Origin of the sequence: Pseudoalteromonas sp. OF7H-1 (assembly GCF_022347825.1) — a bacterium.
In the GTDB taxonomy this organism is placed as follows: domain Bacteria; phylum Pseudomonadota; class Gammaproteobacteria; order Enterobacterales; family Alteromonadaceae; genus Pseudoalteromonas; species Pseudoalteromonas maricaloris.
Map to the genome: position 1 here is coordinate 378492 of NZ_JAKRFX010000001.1, position 12489 is coordinate 390980.

At 44.1% G+C, this 12489-nt stretch carries 10 protein-coding genes; 2 read left to right on the forward strand and 8 right to left on the reverse strand.

The features are described from left to right. Positions 1 to 4 precede the first annotated feature (4 nt). Positions 5 to 3115, reverse strand: a complete 3111-nt coding sequence (locus MHN30_RS01750) for an efflux RND transporter permease subunit (protein ID WP_130163668.1) — start codon at positions 3113 to 3115, stop codon at positions 5 to 7. A 285-nt stretch (positions 3116 to 3400) separates the two neighbouring features. Between MHN30_RS01750 and MHN30_RS01755 the strand changes: the two genes are divergently transcribed. After that, positions 3401 to 3865, forward strand: a complete 465-nt coding sequence (locus MHN30_RS01755) for a hypothetical protein (protein WP_045989193.1) — start codon at positions 3401 to 3403, stop codon at positions 3863 to 3865. Positions 3866 to 3928: 63 nt separating this feature from the next. Here MHN30_RS01755 and MHN30_RS01760 read toward each other — a convergent pair whose 3' ends face one another. The 7 genes from MHN30_RS01760 to dinG all read right to left on the reverse strand — a co-directional run bounded on the left by MHN30_RS01760 (position 3929) and on the right by dinG (position 9634). Continuing rightward, positions 3929 to 4723 carry an NPP1 family protein gene (locus tag MHN30_RS01760; protein WP_045989194.1) on the reverse strand — a complete coding sequence of 265 codons (795 nt, stop codon included), beginning with the start codon at positions 4721 to 4723 and terminating at the stop codon, positions 3929 to 3931. Positions 4724 to 4823: 100 nt separating this feature from the next. Further along, entirely contained in the window at positions 4824 to 4985 is a 162-nt protein-coding gene (locus MHN30_RS01765) for a DUF2496 domain-containing protein (protein ID WP_010375809.1), read from the reverse strand. Then, positions 4982 to 5254 (reverse strand): late competence development ComFB family protein, encoded by a 273-nt coding sequence (locus MHN30_RS01770; protein ID WP_039496836.1) that lies wholly within the window; start codon positions 5252 to 5254, stop codon positions 4982 to 4984. The genes MHN30_RS01765 and MHN30_RS01770 overlap by 4 nt, the downstream gene beginning before the upstream one ends. A gap of 27 nt (positions 5255 to 5281) precedes the next feature. After that, on the reverse strand, positions 5282 to 6187 hold the full coding sequence (locus MHN30_RS01775; RefSeq protein ID WP_239357579.1) for a histone deacetylase: 906 nt from the start codon (positions 6185 to 6187) through the stop codon (positions 5282 to 5284). Beyond that, entirely contained in the window at positions 6187 to 6786 is a 600-nt protein-coding gene (locus tag MHN30_RS01780) for a primosomal replication protein (RefSeq protein ID WP_239357582.1), read from the reverse strand. The genes MHN30_RS01775 and MHN30_RS01780 overlap by 1 nt, the downstream gene beginning before the upstream one ends. Next, positions 6783 to 7562 (reverse strand): TSUP family transporter, encoded by a 780-nt coding sequence (locus MHN30_RS01785; protein ID WP_010606576.1) that lies wholly within the window; start codon positions 7560 to 7562, stop codon positions 6783 to 6785. Before MHN30_RS01785 ends, MHN30_RS01780 begins: the two co-directional genes overlap by 4 nt. Before the next feature lie 2 nt (positions 7563 to 7564). Then, complete coding sequence (gene dinG, locus MHN30_RS01790) at positions 7565 to 9634, reverse strand: ATP-dependent DNA helicase DinG (RefSeq protein ID WP_099029414.1); 2070 nt, start codon at positions 9632 to 9634, stop codon at positions 7565 to 7567. A gap of 167 nt (positions 9635 to 9801) precedes the next feature. Here dinG and MHN30_RS01795 point away from each other — a divergent pair, with 167 nt between their 5' ends. Further along, positions 9802 to 12138: a DNA polymerase II gene (locus tag MHN30_RS01795; protein ID WP_239357593.1), complete on the forward strand. Its 2337-nt coding sequence runs from the start codon at positions 9802 to 9804 to the stop codon at positions 12136 to 12138. Positions 12139 to 12489 lie beyond the last annotated feature (351 nt).

The following is a 12489-nucleotide window of genomic DNA, read 5'->3' on the forward strand; positions in this document are numbered from 1 at the left end:
CTACTTACTGATTGGCAACTAGGCTGAGCGGGGCTTTGGCCGTTGATTTGTTTGTTTCGGATGGCGGAGTTTGCCGCCCAAGTTGCAATAAACTCGGCATCAACACTAAGGTAAATAGTGCACTGATAGCCATGCCACCGACGATGACGGTCGCAAGGCCGCGGTAGATTTCTGAGCCTACGCCTGGCATGAGCATGAGTGGCAGCATGCCAAACAGACTGGTTAAGGTGCTCAAGTAAACGGGCCTTGCTCTTAGTAACACCGCTTGTCTGACCGATTCTTCACGGCTCATGCCTGATGCCATCGCAACGCGAGTCTGATCCACCAGCAAAATGGCGTTATTTACGACCAGCCCAAGCAAGATGATAAAGCCTATCATGGTCAGTAAATCCAAGGACTGGAAGGTAAAGAGGTTTAAAATATACAGAGCCAGCACGCCACCTGCGATAGCCAGTGGCATCACTAACAATACCAAGGCGCTGTCTTTGGCAGACTTAAATAGCGCGGTCATCAACAAAAACAAAATGAACAACGCAAGGACAAAATTCAGTGCCATTTCTTCCATTGCGGAATTCATCTTTTGCGCATTCCCCGCCAAAATAGCACCAGCACTGGCCGGCAGGCTTGCGCGCACTTTTGGCATTACCTGTTCACTCAAGATGGTTTGCACTTGCTGCAGGCTCATATCAGCCGGAGGTGTGACAACTATGCTGACCGTGCGACGGCCGTTGACACGTCGCAGCTGCGTCGGGCCAACTGTACGTTCTATATTCGCCAACTCGCCGAGAGTTTGAATTCCTGACTGAGGTGTTACGATGGGCAAGGCTTTTAGTTCCTCAGGGCTTTGCCAAGGGATACCACGAAGGATAACGTTCATACGCTCGTTACCATCAAAATACTCATTGACGAATAATCCACCGGTATAGGCTTGTACCGCTTGAGATACATCTCGACGGGTTAATCCCGCTTGGGTGATCCTGCGATCGTTAGGCGTTAATCTAAGTTCTGGCTCTGCCATATCCAATCGCGGCTGAGGTCTGGCAGTTGCCTCTGGTAGCGCGGTTTGTACTGCCTGCAAAGCCACCTGAGCAGCTGAGATTAAGTCGTCCATATTGGGACCTGTGAGGTCAATATTAATATCGCGACCATCGCCGCCATTGGCGACTTGGATCATGGAACCGCGAAAGAAAAACACTTGAGTATCGGGAAGGTCGACGAAGATTTCTTCTCTGGCCACTTTCATCAGTTCTTCAACACGTTGAGGGTCGGCTGAATAGATAAAGCCGCCAGCATTAGAACCAAACGCATAGAAATTAAAGTCTTTAATACCTGGTTCTTTTTCGCCTTGGTAATAGGGCATTAAGCGTTTTTTCACGCGCAGCAGCAACTCTTCTTCCATAAACTGTACGTTGCCGCCAGGTGGTGTCACTAGGTTAAAGAAAAAGCCGTCGGTAGGAGCTCTTGGCATAAAGTCAGTTTTTGGCAGCATGGTCATGGTTGCAACCACAGAGCCACCCAGTAATACGCCAATCCAAGTAAGTTGCTTTACTCTGTTATTGGTCAACTTCATGATGAAATTTGTGAGTTTTTGCCAGTATTGATGATAAGGATCTGGCTTTAGTTCAGAGTCTGGCCACAAATGGTTTGCCAGTGGAATAAGGGTAATAGCACACAACATTGACGCAATAACGGCAATCGAGAGTGTCAGTGCTAAATCGGAGAATAGCTGTCCCTCAATACCCGCCATAAAGAGAATAGGTAAAAAGATGGCGACGCTGGTGGTTGTCGAAGCAAATAATGCTCCGGTCACTTGGGCCGCTCCTTTTAAGGCGGCTTTTTTGTTATCGAGTCCTTCTGCTCTTAAGCGTGAGATATTCTCCTGAACTATGATAGCGGCGTCTAGTACAAGGCCTACTGCAAACGCTAACCCTGCCAACGAGATCACATTCAGACTGCGGTCAAAGATATTGAGTGCGAGAAAGGCGACCATCAATGAAATGGGGATTGTAGCTGCAATCACCAAAGTTGCTTTTAAGCCTCTAAAAAATAGCCACAGAATTAAACAAGATAAGAGTACCCCAAGGCCTAAATTACTTTTTACTAAAGAAAGTGCATTACGAATGTGGACGGAGGCATCAAAGCTGAGCTCAATCGACAAGCCATTCTCAGCCAGCGGCCCTTGGTTTAATTCATCAATTGCAAGGTTGATTTCATCAAGTAAGGCAACGGTGTTTGCCTCGTTGGCCCGTGAGATCCGAATATAGTAGGCTGGTTTACCATTGCGGCCACTCATGCCTAAACGGTCTGAGAAGGTGCGTTCCACACTCGCGATATCACCTAAGTAGATTGGCCTGTCTCCTGAATAGCCGACACGCATTTGGGCCATACTGGAAAGGTCGTATTGGCCGGTGAATCGCACGGTATATTGACGACGTCCAACGTTGGCAAGACCTCCAGAGGTATCGCGAGAGCTCGCAAGTACATTACTGATTTGATCTAAACTAATACCAAGCGCTGCGGCTTTGTGCGGATCGAAAGTAATACGCAGCTCTTTTGGCCGCTCACTTGCAAGATCAACGCGTGCCACACCGGGAATACGTGCAAGTCTTGGTTCAATAAACTCGTCGATTTGCTTTTGAAACTGCGCCATATCAAAGTCGAGACTATTTGATTGATAGTCTTTGGGCGTGACCAACAAAGTGGCTGCTGCTTCACCGTTATTACCGCCGGCGAATACGACTGGGTCTAGCGCATCAAGTGGCAACGGCGGAGCCTGATTTAAGCTTGTTAGCACATCAAGCATCGCTTGTTGCATATTCGCACCCACCGCAAATGTTAGCGTAATAGAGCCGTTACCACGATTGATGTTGGTATTAACTTCAAGTGCGCCGGGTGTGTTTTTTACCGCATTTTCTAGCGGTTCGATGATCACTGATTCTATTTCTTCTGGAGCGGCTTGGCGCCATCCCGAGAAAATCGTGATCTGTGGTTGCTCAATATCTGGCGTCAACTGAATGGGCAGTTTAAATATACTTAACAGCCCAAATAAAACAATCAACACCAAGATGACAATTACACTCGCTGGATTTTTTAGCGAACCGCGTGTCACGTTCATTTGATATATTCCAATCTTGCTTTTTCTGCATTGTAGTGGGATGTAAAAAAAGTGCCAGTAAGGTGAAATTCACGTTTGCTAAAGTTAGCGCTAAATCGGCGAAAATAAGCGATAAAGCGCATTTCTGTAATACCTTGTAACGCTTTTTTATAGTTTGAAAAACTTTTTGATCTGAATTAAGGGCAACTGAACTTGTACTAGTAAGATCAATAAAAGTGGCTAAACTTAGCCGAGCATGATCAGTTCTTTGCAATAATTGATAAATGATGTTCATAAGGAGGTTATATGTACGTTGCGTTAAAATGGGACCACGTTATCGGAGCACATTTTGTTCAGTGGATCGTCGTAAAATGCAGTGGCGTAACGGATAAATTTGGATTACCGCAAGCCTTACCCCCTCGGCGTGATATTGCCTATTTCACCGATCCCCAATCTGCAGAGCAAGATGCTAAACAATTTGCAGATTACAAAAATACTGGGCAAATGGCGCATATTGAAAAAAAATACTCACCCAACTTGGGGGAGCACCATGGCTTTTGTCACTATGCGTGGGATCACACCTATCTGAGTGAATTAGTAAAACACGCTGTGCTTTATTGGGAAGATGGCAAACACTTCTCACCCGAACCATATAGAAGCGATATTGCCTATTTTATCGATCCGCAAACAAGTGAAATGGATAGTATTTTCTTTGCACAATATAAATTAGAGCGAGCAAGGCTGCTGAGGCAAAAGCAAGACGCAGGTTAATATCTATTGGCATAAGCATATCGACTCACCTCACCGACGGGGGAGGTGAGTTTGTTATAGCAATTACTGAGCGTTATCTACATCACTTTGTGAGTACACTGGGTAGTCACTGGGTTTAAAGCGATTAAGGTTATTGAGGAAGCGACTGTCTTTAACGGGCAAGGTGGCAGAGCCATAATCATATTGATTGAGCTTTTCTCGTAACTCCGTGTTCGAAATTCCATCTCCGGCCATTTTGTACCAACTGATGATAGCGGGTGTGACAAAGCGGTAATAGTGGTTTTCAGCGATTTCGTTTGATTTGGCGAAGCGCAGTGCATGGGTCAAAATGCCGTCTTTATGATAGACAATTTTTAAGTGGCCATTCTCGAATGGTAGCTCATTAGCAGGTTTAGTGAATAAGTCGCCATGTGCGCTATAACTACCGTGTGTAACTATCCCATCTCGAGTCCATACCGCTGCATACTCCCAATCATGGCGGTGACCACCACCAAAGTAATCAAACACTTGATCCTTTTTGAAGTAAAGTGCATAGAAGTGTCCACAATACTCGCCGCTAGTCGTTGTTTTACAAGCGTAGCGATGCACAGTATTAGAAGTATTTAAAAATTGATTATCTCGGCAATCACCTGTGATGCGCCCCGATGTTTTTAGCCCTGAATTTTGCACGCCAGTTCTACTGATCCCTGCGCTAGGCAGGCAACCATCACCGTCAAAATCGAACACAGGTTCAGTACCATTGATAATGTAGGGGGCTGGTAGGGCTTCGTCTAATGCCGCAAAGTCATTGGCGTAAGCGTATTGTGTACACGCTGCAACAATTGCGAGGGACAATAAAGGGAGTTGTGTTGTTGTCATACTGCTTTCCTTAATAAATGCGGTTGTGCCGTTTTGCACAACCGCTATCGATTAGACTCTAAGGTTAAAGAAGAAGTATGACTTAAATGTATATTTAATGTTAAGTTTTTTGTTGGTTGTTTAGCTTTTTTTGAAAGTCAGATCTGACAATTTCAAGTGCAGCCATGACTTCTTCTGCAGGAAGATCATGCTCTTCTAACAACATAATAAGGTCGACGGCAAGTTTTACATGAGTTGGCGCTTGTTCTAGAGGGGTACTCATACTTGAAATTGTTCCTTTTTAGCGATTTGTGCAATGGCAAAATCAATCGCACTTTCTACCGCTTGTTCCATTTTTACACGCTCGGGCTGAGGCAGGTAAAACTCCATGTCGACATCGTAGCGAATATAACGCGATGGAAGTTGGTTCAATACAGTACAACAAAAGTCGGCCATTACGTCTTCATCATAGATTTTATCTAACTTACGACGGACGATATGTTCGACTACCAGCTTTTCATAATAATTATGAATATCATCATGTAACTTCATACAGCCTCCTGCACATTCCTTTTAAGTTTATATCATAATAGCGGGGTTATCGAACAAAGCCAAAAAGGTTTGTTGATGTATATCTACAAGACGATCAACGTCGCGCTGGTAGCCCCCACCAAGAGCAAAAGCTAACGGAATATTGAGGTGATGAGCATACTCAAAAACAATCGAATCCCGAGCCCTAACACCTTGCTTTGAAACACTAAAGTGTCCTAGTTCATCGCCTTGATACACATCTGCGCCGGCGTTATAGAGGATGATGTCTGGCTGGTATAATCGAACCGCCAATTGTAAGGCTTCGCGGACGGTTGCCACATATTGCGCGTCCGGTGTATTCACAGGCAAGGCAAAGTCCAAATTGGATTGCGGTTTAACACGAGGAAAGTTACTTTCACAGTGGATGGAGCAGGTAATGATATCGTCTCTATCTGCAACGATCGTTGCAGTGCCATCGCCTTGATGCACGTCACAATCAAAGATAAGCGCTCGCTCCACCCGTTGATGTGCAATGAGCGTTGCTGCGATTACCGCCCAATCATTAAATATGCAAAAGCCACTACCAAAATCGCGATGTGCGTGATGATAGCCGCCGCTTAAGTTTGCTCCAAATCCATATTCGAGCGCATACTTTGCTGCCGCTAAACCGCCACCTAGAGAAATCAAAGTGCGTTCAACTAGTTGCTCACTCCAAGGAAAGCCCATTTTCTTAATTGCTTTTTCGCTCAACGTGCCGTTTAGAAAGCCATCAACGTAATTACTGTCGTGGCAAAGTTGCAGTGCATCAGCTGTGATTTTTTGCTCGGGTTCTTTGATAAATTTAGCAAATCTACTGGCGTTTATTCGTTGGTATAATTTTTTATACTTGCTGATAGGGAAGCGATGCTTTTCAGGCAGGCTCAACTCGCTATAAATAGGGTGGTAGTACAGCATTAACGGCTCTGACTTTTCTCAACTTCTTGAATTCTTTGCTCGGTGGCGGAAATGGCTTTTCTACAGCGGCCAAGGCGGGCATGAAGGGCTAATATTTCGGCATTGAGTTTGGCAGCTTGAGTGGGATCTGCTTTGTCCATCTGTAGTCTTCTGAGATCAATCATTTCTTGCAGTCGACGCTCAAATTCATGATTTTGTGACAGCTCCTGATATAACTCATGGGACGACTGCATAATCTTCTGCACTGCCTTCTTATACACTTTGGTTTTTTTTGGTGTATTCAGTTTGTTTTCTTTCGCCCAGACCGGGGTTGATTTTAACACCTTCAACACGGCTTCCATTTGTGAACCTATCCGTTCGATGGCAAATGTAAAGGCGTGGCGCTGTTCACTTGGCGGCAGGTGGGACATTGCTTCTGCTATTTCTTCAACATAGTCGCTGAGCTTTAAGCTTTTAGTTCGAAATACACGGGCATCAAATAAGCTGGGCTGTGCCTGCATATAACGATTCTTATCAAACCATTTCGCGGAGTCAAATTGTGCTGCTTGTTGCTTTAAGCGGCTGACTTGTTGCTCAAGCTTGATAAGTCCTGTACTCACGAGAAATAAGCCTCAAAAATGAGCTTGCCAGCAAGTACAATAACCACAGTGTTAAAGAGTGGTTTGATTAGTTTGTTGCCAAACTTAATCGCAGAATGCGCACCAAGCCAAGCTCCAAACATTAAAAAGGCGCCCATGGTGATACCTAGCATAAAGTTAACATGACCCAAGGCTACAAAGGTGATAAGCGAAATAAAGTTGGAAACAAAGTTCATTGAACGAGCAAGACCACAGTTTAAAAGTAAGCTCATCTTATAGAGCATACTGTTAGACGCAGTCCAAAACGTGCCAGTACCAGGTCCTGCCATACCATCAAAAAATCCCAACGATAAACCTTGCGCCCATTGCTTGATTTTGAGTGCTCGATTCGCTTCAGGCAAAGTATGGGAATCTGTTGGGCTTAGTCTACCGACTAAGCTATAAATTGCGACAGCGATGATAATAACGGGGATAAGTTTATTTAAAAACTCGATACTTAAAAAGTCGACAAGTAATGTGCCCAATACGGCACCTATCGCAGTGGCAATAATAGAGCCAATCCAAAAGCTAGGTTTGAATAACTGCTTTTTGTAGTAAGTAAAGCTCGCGGTTAAGGAGCCAAAACTCGCGGCAAGCTTATTGGTACCTAAGGTTAAATGCGGAGGAAGGCCAGCAGTAAGCAAGGCAGGTACGGTTAGCAGCCCACCACCACCTGCAATTGCATCAATAAATCCAGCAGCCAGTGCGACTAAGCAAAGTAACCCCCAAGTAGTGGGATCTAAAGCGAGTTCAAACATTATTAATCAATTTGCCTTTTGTATGGTGGCAGAGTATCAAGCATGGCTTTGCCATAACGTTTTGTAACTAAACGTCTATCTAAGATGGTGATACGGCCGGAGTCTGATTCTTTACGCAGCAGTCTACCACAGCTTTGTACTAATTTCTTTGCAGCATCGGGTACAGTGATAGATAAAAATGGATTCCCCCCTTTACTTTGCACAAATTCCGCTTGAGCCTCTTCAATAGGAGAGGTTGGCACGGCGAAAGGGATCTTAGTCACCACTAGGTTCTCTAGGTATTTTCCGGGTAAATCTAGCCCCTCGGATAAGCTTTGTGTACCAAATAAGATACTGCCGCGACCTAAGTCGATATTTGCTTTGTGACGAGTGAGTAAGGCATCACGGGAAAGCTCACCCTGCACCAAAATATTGAGATTTTTACCTCTTAATTTTTCTACTACATGGTTCATTTGCCAATAAGAAGCAAACAGTACAAGGTTAGCCTTACTGGTGTCTAAGTAGGTTGGCAGGGCATCCGCTAAATAATCGCTAAAGGCTTTGTCCGTTGGATCTGTTTGGGTTTTTGGCAAATGCAATGTTGCTTGATTGGGATAATCAAACGGAGAATCAGCCTTGATATATTTAACACCAGGCTCTTTTGCCAACCCACTTTCGTGGGCGAAATGATCGAATGTGCCCAAAGCACTGAGGGTTGCGGAGCAGAGCACCGCGCCTGCACACTCTCGCCAGAGGTTATCCTTCAAATAATAGCCGACTTCAATCGGACAATCGCAAAGTAAATGGTCGTGATGGTGTTTGTATTCTAAGCGCTTTATCCACCTTGCATGTGGCACGCTGTCGCCTTTTCGAGCATAGCTAAACCAGAGTTTGTTGAGTTGTTCAAGTCGGTTGATATATTGACCGCTTTCAACCAATAACGGGTCGGCTAAAAATGCTTGCACATCGCCGTCTGAAACATCGCCCGACAGAGCATCATGCATCTTGGTAAGACAACGCAATGCATCTTGCGTGGCATCTGCGATGTCTTTTGCTTTTACGGTGAGCGCTTCAGGTACTTCGCCATGACTAAAGCGGTAGGTATCGTCATCGTTATAGGTAAAGTCGCTCTGATCGAGTATATCTCTTACCGCTCTGAGATATTTCGCCGCGTCATTGGCTGCATCGTTCAGTTTGAAATTCTGCCCAATGGCTTTTTGCGAAACCACGGTGTTTGCCATCTTTCCGCTAAACTTAAGTAGCTTTTCAAGCCACTCGATAGTGCCTTTAATCGTTGCCGCTGCAGAAGAAAAATCTCTTGTAATATGAGGCAGGTGGTGCGCTTCATCAATTACGTAAAATGTTTCTTCTGGTTCCGGTAATATCGTCCCGCCACCTAGTTCTAAGTCGGCCAGTAACAAAGCGTGATTAATCACTAACACATCCATTTGTGCAATCTTTTGTCGAGCTAAATGAAAAGGGCATAAGTGATGAGATTTTAATTGCCGTTGGCAGGCGTGTTTATCACAAGCGATAACATTCCAAACTTTATCTGGAATTGTGTCTTCCCAGCTATCCCTGTCACCTTGCCAGCGCTTTTCTTGGTAAGCAAGTGCTAACTCTCTCAAGCACTTTTGCTCCATTTGAGAAAGCGGGCTGCTGGTTGTCGGCATCATCGACATTTGCATCTCATCATCGCTGACGGCAGCCATCAGTTTTTGTACGCAGATGTAGCGTTGACGGCCTTTTACAAGGTCAAATTTAAAGTCTATACCTGAATGTTCTTTTAAAAATGGCAACTCTTTGTTGATCAGTTGTTCTTGTAAAGCGACGGTTGCAGTTGAAATGACGAGTTTCTTTTTACTTGAGAGTGCGACAGGAAGCGCGCCGAGTAGATAGGCTAAAGATTTTCCAGTACCCGTTCCTGCTTCAATCACGCAAATACGTTGAGTGCGGTGATAATCACCAGAGAGTGTTTTTGCTATTTCGGCGACCAGATAATTTTGACTCGGACGAGGACGAAAGCCATCTAAAGCGGAGGCGACATTTTGATGTGCTTGGCGGATGGTTTTTTTTAGTTTGTCTGAGAGCATAATCTATTTAGCCTAGAGTTCTGATATGAAGCAAGCCTATCACTTGAGTCTCGATTTTTAGTTAATCACTGCGTTAATGGATAGGTTTTATTCTGTTTGTGACTTTATGTTCAATAAACAGGTGGATATAATTACAGTGATTCGTCTATTTTAGGGTGGTATTGTAGTTGGCACAAGCGATATATCAGGGCTTTGTTTTATCGAGACAGCAGATGCAGGTAAATGGCCAACTGCGCTTGTGCTATTGGCTCAAATCGCAACATCAGTTACTCAAGGTGTGGGTAGAGGATGAGCAGCCACTTTTTTTCATTAAACAAGATAAAAAAACGGAAGTAGAGCTGTTGCTAAATCGCGCTCAGTTGCAGTTTAGTATCTCGCCAAGTCAATTAAAGCACTTCGATCAAGCCCCTGTTTGCGTTGTGAAATTTCGCACCTTGAATCACTTCTATGAGGCAAAACAGCTACTTGAAAATAAAGCCGCATTATATGAAGAAGATATTCGCCATTCCGACCGCTATTTAATGGAGCGCTTTATTCGCGGAGCCGCTTGGGTCAAAGGTAAAGCCACGCAAAAGCCGGGCTATATCGAAATTACTCAGGCGCAATTTAAGGCTTGCGATGATTATAGACCACATCTTGAAATGCTTTCTATCGATATAGAATGTAACGGCGAGGGGGTCTTATTTTCGGTAGGCCTAGCGACCGATACAAAAAAGCTGGTGATCATGATAGGTGAGGCGCAGCACGCTGCCGTCAATGTCGTTTGGGTTGAAGATGAAATTGCGTTATTAGAAGAGCTGGTCAAGCAAGTGAATCGTTTAGACCCAGATGTGTTAATCGGGTGGAACGTGATTGAATTCGATGCCGCAATACTTGTGGAACGCGCGCAGGCTAACGGCGTCGAACTTGCGATAGGGCGAGATGGCGGAGCGATGTCAACCTTCAAAGGTAACTATACCCGGGTGTTTATTCCGGGGCGAGTGATGCTAGATGGCATTGATATGATGAAAAATGCGACCTATCACTTTGAAACATTTAAACTGAGCTTTGTGGCTGAGAAGATTTTGGGTGCTACCAAGCTTATCGCACAGGACGACAGGCTTGAGGAAATCATCAGGCAGTTTCATCATGATAAACCGGCGCTCGCAGCGTATAACTTACAAGATTGTCAGTTGGTGCTCGACATTTTTAGCAAACTTAACTTACTTGAATTTGCCCTCGCTCGAACTCAGTTGACGGGACTGGAACTCGAGAAAATGGGCGGCTCAGTCGCTGCGTTTACCAACTTGTATTTACCATTACTGCACCGTAGCGGTTACATTGCACCAAATCTATCTGAGCATGGCATTAACTTTGACAGTCCCGGCGGTTATGTCATGGACTCAAAGCCGGGCCTCTACCAAAATATTTTGGTACTCGATTTCAAAAGTCTTTACCCCTCAATTATCCGCACTTTTTGCATTGACCCTATGGGGTTAATAGAAGGATTACAACATCCTGAACGTGCCATAGATGGCTTTAATAAAGGTAAATTTAGCCGCACGGAACATCACTTACCGGGTTTAGTCGCAGCGCTTTCCAGCGCACGTGAACAAGCTAAATTAGACAAAGACATGATGCTCTCACAGGCGATTAAAATCATCATGAATAGCTTGTATGGTGTACTTGGATCTAAGGGGTGTCGGTTTTACGATCCTCGTCTTGCGAGTTCAATAACGATGCGCGGTCATCAGATTATGCAACAAACGCGAACCTGGATTGAACAGCTTGGATATGAAGTGATCTACGGCGATACCGACTCAACTTTTGTCTGTTTACCCGAGTCTTTGCGTAGCGAAGCGTGCCAAGCAATAGGTAAGCAGCTAATGGCTGAAATTAACGAGCGCTGGCGCGCACTGCTGATGGAAAGCTTTGGCCTCCACAGTCATTTAGAAATAGAGTTTGAAACACATTATAGCCCTTTCTTTATGCCCACCATTCGTGGCCAAGAAGTCGGCTCTAAAAAGCGATATGTTGGGCAGATCACCGAACTTGGCAAGCAAAAGCTGGTTTTTAAAGGCATGGAGACCGTACGTAGTGATTGGACGGAAATTGCAAAGGAATATCAACAAGCAATTATTCGCGCGCTGTTTGACGGGCTCGACACCGTTGAGATCACTCATCAATACATAAATGAGATTTTCGCTGGAAAAGTAGACGAAAAACTCATTTATAAAAAGAAGCTTGGTAAGTCTGTTGAACTATATACAAAAAATATCCCTCCCCAAGTAAAAGCGGCGAAACAGGCTATCGAAGATGGATTGCTGCAAACCGCCAAAAAGGGGGCACAAATACCGTATTATTTAAGTACCGATGGACCTAAGTTCGCACAGCAAGGCAAGCTCATAGATATTGATTATTATCAATACGTTGAAAAGCAAATTCTGCCTATATATCAGATGCTTCCCAATGCTTCTAAGCTATCAATTCGTTCAGATGGGCAGCAAAGTTTCGATTTGCTTTAATCGAGTTCGTACAATCAAACTGCCAGCGTCTTCCAGTTTTAAAATTAATTAGTCAGTTAAATACACTAAAATAAAGTTCCTTTTTTGTTAACTTAAAAACCACTCTTTTGCTTGTTTTTTGTTCTATTGTTTTGTTTTTGAGGATTTATCGGTTTTAATTTTAACCAAAATTATGTTTTATTCTTTTAATTCAGTTGGTTGTAATAGGTTTTTTTGTGCCTTAAATTGGTAATTGCAAAAAACAGTATAATTAACCTTGATCATTGGTCTGGTGTTTGTTTAATATCTTGCCCCTAATGTTGCTATTTTAGAAATTAACAAGGCGACAAAATAATAATTAATACAAGCTGT

Excerpts from the sequence above, each read along its gene's own strand:
- MHN30_RS01775 (WP_239357579.1), bottom strand. The coding sequence starts at position 6,187 with ATGCTGTACTACCACCCTATTTATAGCGAGTTGAGCCTGCCTGAAAAG.
- MHN30_RS01750 (WP_130163668.1), bottom strand. The coding sequence starts at position 3,115 with ATGAACGTGACACGCGGTTCGCTAAAAAATCCAGCGAGTGTAATTGTC.
- dinG (WP_099029414.1), bottom strand. The coding sequence starts at position 9,634 with ATGCTCTCAGACAAACTAAAAAAAACCATCCGCCAAGCACATCAAAAT.
- MHN30_RS01770 (WP_039496836.1), bottom strand. The coding sequence starts at position 5,254 with ATGAAGTTACATGATGATATTCATAATTATTATGAAAAGCTGGTAGTC.
- MHN30_RS01765 (WP_010375809.1), bottom strand. The coding sequence starts at position 4,985 with ATGAGTACCCCTCTAGAACAAGCGCCAACTCATGTAAAACTTGCCGTC.
- MHN30_RS01755 (WP_045989193.1), top strand. The coding sequence starts at position 3,401 with ATGTACGTTGCGTTAAAATGGGACCACGTTATCGGAGCACATTTTGTT.
- MHN30_RS01760 (WP_045989194.1), bottom strand. The coding sequence starts at position 4,723 with ATGACAACAACACAACTCCCTTTATTGTCCCTCGCAATTGTTGCAGCG.
- MHN30_RS01785 (WP_010606576.1), bottom strand. The coding sequence starts at position 7,562 with ATGTTTGAACTCGCTTTAGATCCCACTACTTGGGGGTTACTTTGCTTA.